At 30.1% G+C, this 14,860-nt stretch carries 14 protein-coding genes and 2 riboswitches; of the genes, 7 read left to right on the top strand and 7 right to left on the bottom strand.

Going from position 1 to position 14,860, the window contains the following annotated elements:
- Positions 1-253: 253 nt before the first annotated feature.
- The 5 genes from Q0V67_RS06075 to Q0V67_RS06095 form a co-directional block, all read right to left on the bottom strand.
- The gene (locus Q0V67_RS06075) at positions 254-1,234 is read right to left on the bottom strand and encodes a 3',5'-cyclic-nucleotide phosphodiesterase (RefSeq protein ID WP_297598018.1); all 981 of its coding nucleotides are present in this window, start codon (positions 1,232-1,234) and stop codon (positions 254-256) included.
- A 293-nt stretch (positions 1,235-1,527) separates the two neighbouring features.
- Positions 1,528-2,502 carry a metallophosphoesterase gene (locus Q0V67_RS06080; protein WP_297598020.1) on the bottom strand — a complete coding sequence of 325 codons (975 nt, stop codon included), beginning with the start codon at positions 2,500-2,502 and terminating at the stop codon, positions 1,528-1,530.
- Between the two features lie 13 nt (positions 2,503-2,515).
- Positions 2,516-3,076 carry a manganese efflux pump MntP family protein gene (locus Q0V67_RS06085; RefSeq protein ID WP_297598022.1) on the bottom strand — a complete coding sequence of 187 codons (561 nt, stop codon included), beginning with the start codon at positions 3,074-3,076 and terminating at the stop codon, positions 2,516-2,518.
- A gap of 127 nt (positions 3,077-3,203) precedes the next feature.
- On the bottom strand, positions 3,204-4,529 hold the full coding sequence (locus tag Q0V67_RS06090) for an NCS2 family permease (RefSeq protein WP_297598023.1): 1,326 nt from the start codon (positions 4,527-4,529) through the stop codon (positions 3,204-3,206).
- Between the two features lie 18 nt (positions 4,530-4,547).
- Entirely contained in the window at positions 4,548-5,918 is a 1,371-nt protein-coding gene (locus tag Q0V67_RS06095) for an amidohydrolase (RefSeq protein ID WP_297598025.1), read from the bottom strand.
- A 113-nt stretch (positions 5,919-6,031) separates the two neighbouring features.
- Positions 6,032-6,132, bottom strand: a riboswitch (purine riboswitch).
- 108 nt (positions 6,133-6,240) lie between these two features.
- Between Q0V67_RS06095 and Q0V67_RS06100 the strand changes: the two genes are divergently transcribed.
- On the top strand, positions 6,241-7,257 hold the full coding sequence (locus Q0V67_RS06100) for a hypothetical protein (protein WP_297598027.1): 1,017 nt from the start codon (positions 6,241-6,243) through the stop codon (positions 7,255-7,257).
- A 13-nt stretch (positions 7,258-7,270) separates the two neighbouring features.
- Here the strand turns inward: Q0V67_RS06100 and Q0V67_RS06105 are convergent, their stop codons facing one another.
- Positions 7,271-8,446: a M20 family metallopeptidase gene (locus tag Q0V67_RS06105; protein ID WP_297598029.1), complete on the bottom strand. Its 1,176-nt coding sequence runs from the start codon at positions 8,444-8,446 to the stop codon at positions 7,271-7,273.
- 15 nt (positions 8,447-8,461) lie between these two features.
- Positions 8,462-9,871: an AbgT family transporter gene (locus Q0V67_RS06110; protein ID WP_297598030.1), complete on the bottom strand. Its 1,410-nt coding sequence runs from the start codon at positions 9,869-9,871 to the stop codon at positions 8,462-8,464.
- A gap of 205 nt (positions 9,872-10,076) precedes the next feature.
- On the opposite strand from Q0V67_RS06110, the gene Q0V67_RS06115 reads away from it, so the two are divergent.
- The 6 genes from Q0V67_RS06115 to Q0V67_RS06140 all read left to right on the top strand — a co-directional run bounded on the left by Q0V67_RS06115 (position 10,077) and on the right by Q0V67_RS06140 (position 14,848).
- Positions 10,077-10,913 carry a MurR/RpiR family transcriptional regulator gene (locus Q0V67_RS06115; protein WP_297598032.1) on the top strand — a complete coding sequence of 279 codons (837 nt, stop codon included), beginning with the start codon at positions 10,077-10,079 and terminating at the stop codon, positions 10,911-10,913.
- A gap of 26 nt (positions 10,914-10,939) precedes the next feature.
- The gene (locus Q0V67_RS06120; RefSeq protein WP_297598035.1) at positions 10,940-11,461 is read left to right on the top strand and encodes a hypothetical protein; all 522 of its coding nucleotides are present in this window, start codon (positions 10,940-10,942) and stop codon (positions 11,459-11,461) included.
- Between the two features lie 88 nt (positions 11,462-11,549).
- Positions 11,550-12,107 (top strand): flavin reductase, encoded by a 558-nt coding sequence (locus Q0V67_RS06125; RefSeq protein ID WP_297598092.1) that lies wholly within the window; start codon positions 11,550-11,552, stop codon positions 12,105-12,107.
- A 21-nt stretch (positions 12,108-12,128) separates the two neighbouring features.
- Positions 12,129-12,368 (top strand): DUF4160 domain-containing protein, encoded by a 240-nt coding sequence (locus Q0V67_RS06130; protein ID WP_297598037.1) that lies wholly within the window; start codon positions 12,129-12,131, stop codon positions 12,366-12,368.
- A gap of 30 nt (positions 12,369-12,398) precedes the next feature.
- Complete coding sequence (locus tag Q0V67_RS06135) at positions 12,399-13,124, top strand: YaaA family protein (protein WP_297598039.1); 726 nt, start codon at positions 12,399-12,401, stop codon at positions 13,122-13,124.
- A gap of 174 nt (positions 13,125-13,298) precedes the next feature.
- A riboswitch (purine riboswitch) is annotated at positions 13,299-13,396 on the top strand.
- Positions 13,397-13,528: 132 nt separating this feature from the next.
- Complete coding sequence (locus tag Q0V67_RS06140; RefSeq protein ID WP_297598041.1) at positions 13,529-14,848, top strand: nucleobase:cation symporter-2 family protein; 1,320 nt, start codon at positions 13,529-13,531, stop codon at positions 14,846-14,848.
- Positions 14,849-14,860 lie beyond the last annotated feature (12 nt).

Below are 14,860 nucleotides of genomic sequence, written 5' to 3' on the forward strand. Positions count from 1 at the left end.
CATTACCAAAAAATGGACAAGCCGTCAAAGAGAGTGGGGACAAATGATTTCACAACTCCAAATATATTTTGAAGGAAGAATTTAAAATTAATAAAATTAATTTTACACCAAAATATTTAAAAATTGATATTTAAAAAGGGATGACTTAAAAAAATCATCCCTAAAAATATAAAAATCACTCTAATTTTTTAGAGTTTACACAAAATTTGAAGAAGACTCTCATTTTTTGCGTAGGACTTTTTAGTCAGCCTCTTTATTTTAATAACAACAAATCTCCTTGTGTTGGAAATATATAATTAACTTTATATATATTACTTTCATTCAATTCTTTTTTTATACGTTCTCTCATATCATCATTCTTTTTTAAACTTGGTTTTATATGTGTTATAATAATATTTAAACCTTCTAAATTTTCAATTCCAGAATATTTCGCTAAAATATCTAACTCCTTGTTTATCCACATCGGTGTTAAATGCCCAAATAAAGCCTCATCTTTTTTTGAATTGTCAAATGATACCTCTATCATTATTCCTTTGATTTTTTTATTTTTCAAAAGTGGGCCCAAAGCTCTATATGTCTTCTCTAACTTATCTGTTCTTTCTATCTTATCAGGTCCAACATCTCCAAAATAAGCCAAGTAATCTCCTTCATTTTCGATTAAAAACATTGATGATTCATAATTACTATGACTTAACGGAAATGTTTTAACCTTTAACTTTGTATTTTCTAAAACATATTCCTTGTTTAAGTCTAATACCTTATAAGTATACTGATTTAATTTAAATCCTTCTCCTTCATTCGCAAAATTTGGCCAAATTTGCCAATTAAAAATATTATTTTTCATTGTTTCAACGGTACTGTTTAGTCCATATATATTTTTCTTGGTATCCTCTGTTGAAGATATCACCAATCCTGAAATATGATCAAGATGAGCATGAGATATTAAATATCCTTTAACTTTTTCTCTAAATATATAACCAATATCATTCCACTCTGTTTCTTTTGGAATAATCGTATTTTTAAAACTTCCCTTCTCTAAACCCACTTTTATTCCCGGAAGAATCGTCCCTGCATCTAAGGCTATAAAATTTTCATCCCCTTCACCTTTCAAAAGATATCCTGACACATTCCCATCCATAACCCCACCATCACTTCCTAAAGTTACCAATTCAAACCCTTGTCCATAAATTGATAAACTCAGTATTAGTTGCGATATCAATAATATTTTTTTCACAAATTCCCTCCATTTTTTTATCTTTTTATTTTTCACACAATTCTGTAGACAAAATATTTTAACATTATTAAAGGAAATTTCAAACCTTTTAAGAAGAATAACTCTAGAAAGATTATTAAACTAAAAGTGAGGTGTTTTATTATGGAAAAAAAAATCCCTGAAACTAAGATTCCAGATATATTAGAACCAAATGTTGAGGCTGAAGCTAGTGAAGTTCGTGATGAAGAAGATAGAGAAAACGAAGAAAAAGAATAGAAAAAAAAGAGTGGCATAAATTTTGCCGCTCTCTTTTTTTAATAATATATATCTATAATATTTATTTCACTTGTACTGTTCACTCTATACGGTATTAACCATGAACTAAATCCTGAACTTACAACTGTATGAGTTCCACCAAAGTTTTTATATCCATGATAATTTTTATACATTCTTTTTACAATTAAATTATACGGAAAAAACTGTCCTCTATGTGTATGCCCACAAAGTTGTAAATCTATTTTGTTGTCTATTGCCTCATCTATAGATATCGGATTATGATCCAATACAACTGTTGGAAAATCCATATCTATTTTTTTTGTCAAATATGCCAATTTTTTTCTTTTTTTATTTGTAATATCATCTCTACCTATAATATTTAGACCTTCTACATTAAAAACATCATCTTTCATGACTTTAATTCCTAAAGATTTTATGTACTTTATATTCTCATGAATTCCACCATGGTACTCATGATTTCCTACAACTGCGTAGATACCCAATCTTGGAGTAATAGCCCTAAAGCTATTTGTAAAATCTGATTTAATGTCCCTACAACTAAAATCTATTAAATCTCCTCCTATCAGTAATATATCTACTTCCTGCTCCTTTATTTGTTCTAAAGAGCTCTCTATTTTTTTTTTATTTGTCAGTGCCGAAAGATGTATATCTGAAATAAAAGCTATCCTCATTTTTTTGTTTTCTGATTTTTTTTCTAAATGTATTTCTTCTTTTATAATTCTAGGTTTAGAAAAATTATTATATGCATATATAAAAAATATAGGTAAAATAATTAAACTTAAAATCAATATATTTAACTCAGACAACTCATAAAAAAAATAATTTACTATCCCCAATACTATCAATAAAAAAAACATATAATGTGCTAAAAATATATAATTTCCTAAGAATCTTCCTAAAAATATATTTCTTCTAAAAAACGATCGTCTAATATACAGTATTGGAAGTATAGCTAATAAAAAAGCTAAGTTTATCAAAAACAATTGTTCCATATTTATCTACTCCTTATATAAAATGACCAACTAAAGATTTTAGACCCATAAGAACTAAAATCCCACCTCCTAAATACTCTGTTTTATAACTTATTAAATGCCCCACTCTATGCCCTAAATATACTCCTATGGAAGCTATTAAAAATGTAACAGCACCAATAACCTGTATTGAATAGTATATATCTAAGTTTGAAACCAATGAAAATGAAAACCCTATAGCCAATGCATCAATACTCGTTGCAAAACCTAAAATTAATAGATTTGAATTTGAACTGCACTTCCCTTTAACTTCACACTCTTCATCTTTCCATCCGTCATAAATCATTTTTCCACCTATAAGTAGAAGCAATATCGTTGTTATTATATAATCATATTGTGATATTTTATCTGCAAAAACTCCTCCTACTCTCCAACCTATGTACGGCATTATTGCTTGAAATCCTCCAAATATCAAAGCTATTTTCAAAATACTTCTCTTCCGTAATTTTTTTATTGCTAACCCTTCAGTTAAAGAAACAGCAAATGCATCCATTGCTAGTCCAATTGAAATTAATATTAATGATATATTATCCATCTCTCCTCCAAAATTTATTTGTGTATATTATACTCTCATTTTTTATTTTCTCAAATCAATTTTTTACCAAACAAAAAAACTTCCCTTGGAATTAATTGAGAGAAGTTTTTTTGTTATTACTCTAATTTCACAAAACTAAATTTATTACAGATAGCATCCCTATTACCCATAGAGTAGTATTTATTTGTTTAATTTCACCCGCTGCTATGTGAGTTACTATATATCCAACAAATCCAAAACTTAATCCTATACTTATACTATAAGTCAATGGCATCATAACTATCGTTAAAAAAGCTGGGGCCGCAACCTTTATATCATAAAAATCTATCTTCGCTATAGACTTAAACATAAATACTCCCACAAGAACAAGTGCTGGAGCTGAAGCATAACCTGGAACAATTCCAACTATTGGTGTAAATAGCAGTGCTAATAAAAACAACATACTTGTAACTACCGATGCCAATCCTGTTCTTGCTCCCGCTGCAATTCCTGCTGCTGATTCTGCAAATGAAGTCACTGTACTTGTTCCTAGAACTGCTCCTATCAAGGTGGAGGATACATCTACTTGCAACATTCTTTTTAGCCCTTTTGAACCTTCATCTCCCTGTACAAGCCCCATATTTTTATAGCAAGCCATCATGAATCCCAACGAATCAAACAAATCTATAAACATAAATGAAAATATCGAACCTATCAAAGATATCTTTAAAGCTCCTAAGATATTAATTTTCATAAATATCGGATTTATAGATGGTGGCATTGATATTATTGATGCTGGGGTATCGACTATTCCAAAAAACATTCCCAGAACAGTTGTCACAGCTATGCTTATAAGTATACCCCCATTTATTTTTCTAACCTCACATATCACCATAATACACAGACCTAAAAGACCCAAAACTGTAGGTAAAGAAAAGGCTCCCAATCCAACAAATGTAGCTGAGTTACTAACTATAACGCCCATGTTTTTCAAACCAATAAACGCTATAAAAAGTCCTATTCCAGATGTCGCTGCAGTAGATACTACTGTTGGAATTGCATTCGCAATTTTTTCTCGTATTCCACCAAGAGTCATTATTAAAAAAAACAATCCTGATAAAAAAACAACACCTAACGCGTCTTCCCAAGGTACACCTTGACCTAGTACTAAAGTATATGTGAAAAATGCATTTAATCCCATTCCTGGCGCCAAAGCAAATGGCGCGTTTGCCCAAAATGCTGCAATACCTGTTCCTATTGCAGTTGCCAAGCAAGTTACAGTTATCAATGCCCCTTTGTCCATCCCTGTTGCTGAGAGTACTTCTGGATTTACAAATACAATGTACGCCATTGTTAAAAACGTTGTAATTCCACCCATTATTTCGGTTTTTATGGTACTTCCTCTCTCCTCTATTTTAAAAAATTTATCAAAAATATCTAACACTGTATTTTTCTTAATTCCCACTTTATCCATCTTATATTTCTCCTATCCTTATAATATCTCTACAATTGGAAATCTATTCGGTAAATTTATATTTGCTCTCTCTTTAATTTCAATCGATTTTTCTTTTACTTTTTCTAATAGATCTTGTTCATCTATAACTAAAAGTGTTCTCTCCTTCATAAGCCATTTCCCATCACAAATTGTTGACTCAACATTTTCACTAGACATTGTATAAACTATATTTGCCACTGGATCATGCAAAGGTAAAGAATGCAATGAATTTGGATTTAAAATTACTAAATCTGCCTTTTTTCCAATCTCTAAACTCCCAATCTCCTTATCTAAAAGTGCACATTTAGCTCCATTGATTGTTGCCATTTCTAAAACTTCTTCAGCTGGAAGAACTTTTGGATTTAATGTTCTTCCTTTATGTATAAGCGATGTTAAATACATCTCTCTCATCATATCCATTCTGTTATTAGATGGCGCTCCATCTGTTCCTATGGAAACTTTTAACCCTTTTTCTAACATTTCCGGAATTCTTGCAAACCCTAAAACAACCTTCATCGCTGCCGCTGGATTATGAGAAACTTTTACATCATAAAGTCTAAATAAATCAATTTCTCTATCAGTTAACCAAACCGTATGTACTGCAAGTAAATTTTTACCCAAAGCTCCTAATTTATGTAGATGTTCAACTGTTGAATTCCCTCTAGTCTCTTCTATAAAACTATTTTCGGCTGCAATTTCTGCTATATGCATATGTATACCTGTTTCTAACTCATCCGCCATTTTTTTAGTTTTAATTATCAAATCATCTGAATTATTAAATATTGTCCTCAGTCCAAACCATATTTTTATTCTTCCATCTGCTGTATTATGATATTTATCAAACAACTCTTTTTGAACATTTAATTCTTCATCAGCTGTCTTTACCCAATTTGAAGGTAACCCCTCTCCTTGATCCATTACAGACTTAGAAAGTCCAGCTCTAAGCCCCATAGTTCTCACAGCTTCTGCCATCGCTTCTACATATTGACCCCCAGCTTCTAAAAAAGTTGTAACTCCCGATTTAATCATTTCTGCACAACATGCAGTTGAAGATATTAAAGATGCTTCATAATCAAAATTACTTTCATATGGCCATACCCTCTCTCTCAACCAAGTAAGTAAATCTACATCGTCTGCGATTCCTCTTCCAAGTTGCTGAGATAGGTGAACATGTGTATTTACAAAACCAGGTAGTATAATTTTCCCTTTTGCATCGTAAATTTCCGCATCTCTTTCAATTAAATTTTGCTCAACTTTCCCAATTGCTTTTATTATATTTCCTTCAATTAATATTGAACCATTATTAAATATTTCTCTTCTCTTGTTCATAGAAATTATGTATGCATTTTTTATCAATATTTGTTTCACAAAACCCCTCCAAATATACTTAGTGTAATAAAAAAAGTGTAAACTCTAATCTAGGATAGAATTTACACTTAAATTAATTCACATAAAAATAGATACCACTTCTCTGTGACATTTATAGTATAAGTTCTACCCATAGCGTCTTTATTTAAGGCAAAGACGTAGAAACTATTGGACCATATCTCCAAAATATATGAGTAAACTTTTTTATTCTTTTAATTAATTTTATCACAACCTCATTAAAATTTCAATTTTTTTCATGTTTTGATAAGATTTTTTCTTTAAAAATGGTATAATCTACTTAGAATTTTACAGGAGGTTTTGTATGAAAAAAAAATCACTTCTTTTTATATTTTTTATTTCAACCTTTATTTTAAGTAGTTGTAGTGCACTTATGACCTCTATTGGAGATAATAAAATACACAACGCTATTGAAGTATATAAATATAAAGGGCTCACTACCGATGGTATGCTAGATCTTATCTCTGGTTTAGATTATTCTCCTAATTCAATTATTGGAATAAATGAATTTAAAAAGCAATACCAAGAGATTACTTCTATTAAAAATAAAATTTTAATTAAAACAAATTATACTGAAGCTGATATTAATGCCTTAAAATTATATTTACTTACAGTTGAAGAGTTTAAAAAAATTAATCCTAAAATTCCAACTATACATATTGATTATATATCTTTTAGCAACTCCAAATCTAATATTGTCAAAGTCTTTGAAAAGTATGTCGAAAAAGATGAACGTTTTGGACTTGATCGATATGCAAAAATCCAAAAAATTAATTTCTATAAATCTTTATTAAAGTATAATAATAGTTATACCATTTCCAGTATAGTTAAAGACTTCGAAAATCAAGTTAGTATAAATTTATACATACGGAGTTCTTTTAGAGGATTTTCACAACTTGATACACTTGTTAATAATTCGCTTATTTCTGCTGCTGATCGAAATCTCAATAGAGATCTTGGAAACTATACTTTCTTTAAAGGATATACCTATATTTCTCCTGTGAATTCTCATAATTATTTTATTGATATTGTCTTTAACGATATTGATATTGTAACTCTTGAAACATCTACAGATGAAATTAATGGAACAAAAATATTTTCTAAAAGAAAAAAAATATTCATAAGTGGTGTTTATAAAGTATTTAACAGTTCTCCATTCCCTAGTATAAAACCATTTGCTTTTAAAGAAACTTATACTATCAAAACAAAGCAAAATGATAACTCTACTTACTATGAAGACGAAAGAGATATTTTAAGAAAGATCTTAGAAAATAAATTTTCTGATATAATAAGATATGATATAAAAAATCTGAGGCTATAAACCTCAGATTTTTTTAAATTTTATTACTTTTCATTTTATTTTCTTCAAATTCTCTTTTAATCTCTTCAAAATATTCTTTATTTGTTATTATATCATATGCTGATCCTGCAAGAATTTTAGCTCCTAATAAAATAGCTGCATGTGCTTCCTCTGTCTTTCCAGCAGCTAAAAATTCATCTGAATGAGACGAAGTTCCTTGCGGTACAAAAGCAACTCTGATACAAGAACCTGGTACATGGTACATTACATTTCCAAAATCTGTAGACCCTGTCTTTTCTCTTGGTGGAGATATTCTAGGTGCCTTCATAATTTTAGCATTATCCATTAGTATCTGGTTAAGTTTTAATACAGGAATTTTATTATTTAATGATTTTGTTTCTATAACTTCAAATTCTGTTTCTGTCATTAAAGAAGCTCCTTGAACCACCTTTTTAAACCTTTCTATAACATGATTTAAATAAGCTCTATCATATGATCTCAAACTAAACTTTGCTTCTGCATATTTAGGAACAACATTGGCAGGTCCACCCGCATTTGTTATTGTATAATGCATCTTAACCTCTTCCCTAACATGTTCTCTTAAAAATTCTATCCCTTGAAATAGTATCAGAAGTCCATCTAATGCGCTTCTTCCTTTTTCAGGTGCCAGCGCAGCATGGGATCTTACCCCGTGGAATTTAACTGTAAAATTAGATAATGCCAACGATTTTATATCTGTTGTCGTATCTGGAGCCCCATGCATCATGAGAGCTACATCTATGTCATTGAAACAACCATTCTCTAACATCTTTACTTTTGCGCCTATTGTTTCTTCAGCGGGAGTTCCATAGACTACAATCTTATAATTTTCAACTTTTAAATTTTCCTTTAAACTCAAGGCTGCTCCCAGGACACTCGGGCCTTGAAGATGGTGTGCACAAGCATGACCCATTCCTTCCAAAGCATCATATTCACATAAAAGTCCTATTGATGCTCCATCTATCCCATTTTCATAAGTTGCTCGAAAAGCTGTTTCAAAGCCCCCGATTCCCATCTCTATCTTAAATCCATTTTTTTCCAAAATGTCAATTATTTTTTTTGAACTTTGAAACTCCTCTAAACCAATCTCAGGATTGTCAAAAATAAAATCACCTAAAGATGTCAATATTTTTCTTTCTCTATCAATATACTGTAAAATTTGTTGTTTCATTAATTTTCTCCTTCTTTAGAATGGACCATATCCAATCCAATTTGCTATAATTATTAGTACCGACCCAGTAGCTATCCAAATTAGAAATAACTTCCCCATATACTTCATCCAGTCTTCATAAGATACATTAGCTATTGCTAAAAACCCCATAAGTGCGGAAGATGTCGGTAATACATAGTTACTAAACCCATCTCCAAAATTAAATGCTAAAACTGCAGTTTGTCTAGTCATTCCAATCATGTCTGCTACTGGAAGCATTATAGGCATTGTTACTGCTGCTTGTCCACTACCAGATGTAACTAACCCATTTATAAATAGCTGCATCAATAACATTCCAATGGATTGAAGTATCTGTGGTAATGATGCCAACATATTTCCCAAGTAATAAACTGCTGTATCTAAAATTTTCCCATCGTCTAAAATTATTGATATCGTTCTTGCTATACCTATTATTAACGCTCCAAATACAAGTGCTTTCGCTCCATTTACAAATTCCTTTGCTATTGTGCTTGGTGAGAATCCATAAGCTAAACCTCCAAGTATTGCCATCCAAATAAATAATCCTGCACTTTGATTGAGTCCCCAATGCCAAGCTGCTCCACCATATATTAACACTCCAAACAACCCAACAACAATTCCTAGAACTAGATAATGTCTACTCTCTATTTCTGGCATAGGACCATTTGCATTCTCTATGCTGTTTTCTAATTTTTCTAAATCTCTAACTACACTAAGTTCAGGATTTTTTTTAATTTTTTTAGCATAGTTAATTATATAGATATTTGTCACCACTAAAAATACTAATAAACAAAATATTCTGTAGCCTAACCCAGAAAACATCGGTAGTCCTGCTAACGCTTGAGCTACACCTGTTGTAAATGGATTGAATGTTCCTGTACTAAATCCTATTGCTCCACCTAAAGCTACCATTGATATTCCAACAATTGCATCATATCCCATAGATCTTGAAAGAATAATCGCCACAGGGGCAAAACCAATAAATGTATTTACTCCCATGCTCATACAAGCTACTGCAAACACTGTTGTAAATGCAGGTATTATCATCTCTTCTTTGTCAGAAAAAACTTTTGTAACCTTAGAAGTTAATGCTTGAAACATCCCTGTTTTTATAATTACATGGAAAGCTCCTCCAACAATTAAAACTAAAAATATTATGCTACTAGATTTATTTAAAGCATCCACTATTTTGAATGGAATATCCAAAAAATTTACTGGTGTATTTTTTACAAAACTAAATTGATCCGCCACGATAACTGTTTTCCCCGTAACAGCATCTTTTATTCTCGGAAAGTGTCCCGCTGGAACTATCCATGTTAATAAAACTGCAAAAATTATCAAAGAAAAAATAATTACATATGTGTGTGGAAAACTCATCTTTTTTCCACTGTTTGATTTTTTAATCATTATACCCTCCAAAATGTTTTTCAATAAACAGTATTTTTAAAAAATGTTTATTTATATTTTAAATATACTTGTTTATTTTGAAATAGTCAAGTTTTTTTTGAACTTTATGTTCTATTTTTCGTTATTTTTAACTGAATTTTTTATATTTATATATTTAGAAAAATATGTTAAGCTATATAAAAAGAACATTTTAAGGAGATAACCTATGATAGATTCTTTAGAAAAAAGAATAACCAATAAAAATTTTACTAAAACAGAAATAGTTATCGCTGACTTTTTCTTCCACAATGAAAATCGTCTATATTTTTTAACATCTACAGATATTGCTCAAGAACTTAAAGTGAGTGACACTTCTGTAATCCGATTTGTAAAATCATTGGGTTTTAATAACTTCAAAGAGTTTAAAGATAGTTTAAAACAGCAAGTTAGTAATAAAATTTTAACCCCTTCTGAAAAACTCACCCTCAATGAAGAACTTTTAAAAAATAATAATTTAATGGAAAATTTTTTAGAATGTATTAATCGAAATATTCAAGAAACTTTGAATATAAATAATTCAAAAAAAATACAAAAAGCTATTGATATAATTTTAAATTCCAATAAAAAATTTATAGTTGGATTTAAAAGTACTTCTGGACCTACAGCTTTCTTTGGTCTAAGACTTGGATTTATTTTAAAAGATGTTGTCACACATAATGAAAATAATTCTGAGCTCATAAAAAATATAATCGATATCAAAGAGGAAGATTGTTTGCTTTTAATAGCTCATCCTAAATACTCTAAAACCTACACTCTTTTAATTGATTTAGCAAAAAAAACAAATGCTAAAATCATTGTAATTACTGACAAAACAACATCTCCAGTTGCAAACTTGGGAGACCTTACTTTATTTACTGATATAAGAGGTATTAGCTATTTTAACTCTATTATTTCTACACAGACACTTTTAGAATTTTTACTCACTTCAATTAGTAAAAATATTGATGAGAATGGAAAATCTCGATTAGCTTCTATCAACGAACTTTTAAATGAAAACAAATAACTATTATAATATAAACGGAGGATTAAATGAAAAAACTATTACTACTTGGACTTTTAATTGGAAACTTAACTTATGCTAATCACATCGGTATTTCTCAAAATTTTCTAAAAACCCAGTTGACTGATTCTTTAAAAAATAGTACTACATTTGAAAAATTCAAACCTATTCTTGCCAGAGAGGGAGTAATAGGAGAAGTTATCAAAACGTATACTAAAGATGGACTTGAAACCACAAATACTGTGACTGAGGCCAGTTATATTGTTAAAAATACAACTGAAGCAAAGGAAGAATATATTATTCCTAAATCTAAATTTGAAAAAAGATATAAATTTATTAAAAATAAAAATAAAAAATGGGACATATTTCAACCTATTGGGGAGATTAAAGCTGTTAAAGTTAAAAACAAAGATACTTTCTTCATTATTGCTCCTTGGGGTGAGGAAATGATTGTAAAAAATGGAGATTTCCTTGTTTCTCCTTTAGATTATTCCGAAATTTATAGAATTGCAAACAAAGAATTTTTTGAAACTTATCAGGAAAAAAAATAAATTTGATAGTTTTTGATCAATAAAGGAATTTAAAAAATTTAAAGTAGATATATCATAATCAACTATAAACTTTAAAGAGGTGGTCTTTATGTGGAAAAATTTAGGTCCTGTTGTAGCTCTGTATCCAACTCCTACTGTTGTTGTAGGAATGATGGATGAATATGAAAAGGTTAATTGGATCAATATAGCACATATTGGAATTGTTGGCTCAGATTCAATAATGCTAAGTATTCATAAGCTCCATTATAGCAATGAAATTATCAAAGATAAACTTATGGTCTCTGTTAATATTGTTACTGAAGAGATGCTAACAGCTACTGATTTTGTTGGTATGGTTAGTGGCAGAACTGTTGATAAGTCAAACGTCTTTGATTACACTGTTGGAATTAAAAACGTCCCCATGATCAACTTATCTCCTGTTGTTATGGAGTGTGAAGTTATTGATAATTATGAAACCCAAAACCACAACCAATATATTCTAAAAATAAAGCATACCCATGCAAAATCCGAAGTTTTAGATGCTAATGAAAATATTGATTACGATATACTAAAACCCATTCTTTTTGAAATGCCTACAAAATCATATTTTAAAACCGGGAATAAAGTTGGCCACTGTTGGGAAATTGGTGAATGTTTTTCAAAATAATTTTTTTAAAAGGAGATATATATGCCTGTAATTGCTACGTTTAATGAAATTACTATTAAAATGTTTTTTAACGACAAGCTTCCACCACATTTTCATGCTCTTTATGGTAATTCTAATGCTCTTTTTGACTTAAACTCTCTAGAGCTCATTGAAGGGGATTTACCTGACGAAATTGTTGATTTTATTATTGAATGGTCAAAAACTTGCCGAGTAAAACTAATGGACATGTGGATAAATAAAGTATTCATTGAATTACCCTAAACTATAAATTTAATTACGAAACGAGGATTTATGAAAATAATTTTTTCTCCCAGCAAGGGAATGAAATATAGAAAATTTACAAATTTAAATACAGAGAAACAGATGCTTTTCCCTGAAAAAACAGAAAGACTAGTCGATTCTCTGCAAAAGCTATCAAAATCTGAATTAGGAATAGCTCTAAAAATTAAGGGTTCTCTTTTAGATGAAACCTTTATTCGCTATAATAATTTTTATACGCTCCCAAAATATAAAGCAATTGAGCTCTATAATGGTGTGAGTTTTAGCCATTTGCAACCAGAGGAATACTCATTAGAAAATATAGAGTACTTAAAAAATCATCTCACAATATTTTCTGCTCTTTACGGTATTCTCTCTCCTGAAACTTTAATACATCCATATCGACTAGATATGACTGCAAAAATTGAAGATTTCCATCTTTATAGTTATTGGAAATCTTCAATTGAATTTTTTTTTGAAAAAGATGAATGTATTATCAATCTAGCTTCTTCTGAATTTAGTAAGCTACTGGATAGAAAAAGATACCATATTATAGATATCGAATTCCGACAAAGTTATGATGGCCTTCTTAAAAATATAAGTACTGAGGCTAAGAAAATGAGGGGTAAACTACTAAATCATCTTGTAAAAAACCAAATTGTTAATTTAGAACTTTTAAAAAGCTTTTCTCTAGATGGATATTTATTCTGTAAAACACTTTCAAAAGATAATAAACTTTTTTTTGTTAAATTAAAGTAAAAAAACACTCTTATATTTTGCTAAAAACTTAAATTATTCTTGAATTGTGATAAAATTTATGATATTATTTTTAAAATGAAAAGTTCTTAATTTCACTAGACAACATAGTTAAATTTTTTCAAGTGTATTTTAAGAGCAAATATTAAAAAAGTTTCAAACAAAACTTATTTTTATAAGCTTTGTTAAATAGCTACTCATATATATCCGCAATACGGGCGGAAGTTTCTACGACTAACCTTAAATTAGTCACTATGGGTGAAATAAATAGATTTTTATCTAGATTTTTTAGATTATCTATTTTTCACTTGTAGAGAGTGAAAAACAGATAATCTTTTTTTATTCTCTACAATTTTTAATCCCATATATTTGAGTAAAATTTGATAAAAATTTTAGGAGGATTATAAATGAAAAAAAATAGGTCACCTTATCACTTGGATGGAGTTCCAGAACTTAAAACCGCATTACCTTTAGGGCTTCAACATATTCTAGCAATGTTTGTTAGTAATATCACCCCTATTATTATTGTTGCTGGTGTTTTAGGAATCTCATCTGAACAAAAAACACTCCTTATTCAAGCATCTATGCTTGTTGCTGGACTAAATACTCTTATTCAAGCTTATACAATTGGCCCAATCGGAGCTAAACTCCCAATCGTTGTTGGTACAAGTTTTGCTTTTGTTCCTGTTGCTATCTCAATTGGAATGAAATATGGTTTTGAAGGAGTTTTAGGCGCAGCACTTATCGGTGGCATTTTTGAAGGTCTTCTGGGTCTAGTTATTAAAAAAGTTAGAAAATTTTTTCCTCCAATTGTTACCGGAGTTGTTGTTCTTTCAATAGGACTTTCACTTTTACCAGTTGGTATTAACAGTTTTGCTGGTGGAGTTGGAGCTGTTGATTTTGGATCTTTAGAAAATCTATTTATTGGAACCATTGTTCTTGGGACTGTTGTTTTTTTTAAGCAGTTTACAAAGGGAATTCTGAGTACTGGTTCTATATTTATTGGTACTATTGTTGGTTTTATCATTGCTCTTATATTGGGGAAAGTTGATCTTGCACCATTGATGCAAGCTGAGTATTTAACTATTCCAAAACCTATGATGTTTGGTTTTAGTTTTCACTTCGATGCAATACTGGCTATGGTCTTAATGTTTATAGTTTCTGCAGTTGAAACTGTTGGTGATATGTCTGGAGTTACTATGGGTGGGGCTGGAAGAGAAACCACTGATAGAGAACTTTCTGGAGGTATTCTTGCCGATGGACTTGGAAGTGCTTTTGCAGCATTCTTTTCAGTTTTACCAACAACATCTTTTAGTCAAAATACAGGTATTATTGCAATGACTGGTATTATGAGCAGATTTGTTGTTGCTACCGGGGCGATGTTCTTAGTCATAGGAGCTTTTATTCCTAAAATTGGAGCTCTTTTCACAATTATTCCGGCCAGCGTTATTGGTGGAAGCTTAGTTATGGTATTTGCTATGATATCTATAAGTGGAATTAATTTAATTACAAAAGATCCTCTTGTTGGAAGAAATGCAGTTATTTTGGCAGTGTCTTTAGGTTTGGGGTATGGATTAGGAAATGTTCCTGCTGCTTTAAACATCTTCCCAGAAAGTATAAAACTTATTTTTGGTGGTTCAGGTATTGTCGTTTCAGGTTCTATAGCTGTTTTTCTAAATCTAATTCTTCCTCAAGAGGAGAAAAAAGTTGTAGAAAAAACTGCATAAATTTTATTTAAT

It is taken from the genome of uncultured Cetobacterium sp. (assembly GCF_947072685.1).
In the GTDB taxonomy this organism is placed as follows: Bacteria; Fusobacteriota; Fusobacteriia; order Fusobacteriales; family Fusobacteriaceae; genus Cetobacterium_A.

Bases quoted from the DNA above. Each gene is read 5' to 3' on its own strand.
- Q0V67_RS06080 (WP_297598020.1), bottom strand. From the start codon at position 2,502: ATGGAACAATTGTTTTTGATAAACTTAGCTTTTTTATTAGCTATACTT.
- Q0V67_RS06085 (WP_297598022.1), bottom strand. From the start codon at position 3,076: ATGGATAATATATCATTAATATTAATTTCAATTGGACTAGCAATGGAT.
- Q0V67_RS06090 (WP_297598023.1), bottom strand. From the start codon at position 4,529: ATGGATAAAGTGGGAATTAAGAAAAATACAGTGTTAGATATTTTTGAT.
- Q0V67_RS06100 (WP_297598027.1), top strand. From the start codon at position 6,241: ATGAAAAAAAAATCACTTCTTTTTATATTTTTTATTTCAACCTTTATT.
- Q0V67_RS06105 (WP_297598029.1), bottom strand. From the start codon at position 8,446: ATGAAACAACAAATTTTACAGTATATTGATAGAGAAAGAAAAATATTG.
- Q0V67_RS06110 (WP_297598030.1), bottom strand. From the start codon at position 9,871: ATGATTAAAAAATCAAACAGTGGAAAAAAGATGAGTTTTCCACACACA.
- Q0V67_RS06115 (WP_297598032.1), top strand. From the start codon at position 10,077: ATGATAGATTCTTTAGAAAAAAGAATAACCAATAAAAATTTTACTAAA.
- Q0V67_RS06120 (WP_297598035.1), top strand. From the start codon at position 10,940: ATGAAAAAACTATTACTACTTGGACTTTTAATTGGAAACTTAACTTAT.
- Q0V67_RS06125 (WP_297598092.1), top strand. From the start codon at position 11,550: ATGTGGAAAAATTTAGGTCCTGTTGTAGCTCTGTATCCAACTCCTACT.
- Q0V67_RS06130 (WP_297598037.1), top strand. From the start codon at position 12,129: ATGCCTGTAATTGCTACGTTTAATGAAATTACTATTAAAATGTTTTTT.
- Q0V67_RS06135 (WP_297598039.1), top strand. From the start codon at position 12,399: ATGAAAATAATTTTTTCTCCCAGCAAGGGAATGAAATATAGAAAATTT.
- Q0V67_RS06140 (WP_297598041.1), top strand. From the start codon at position 13,529: ATGAAAAAAAATAGGTCACCTTATCACTTGGATGGAGTTCCAGAACTT.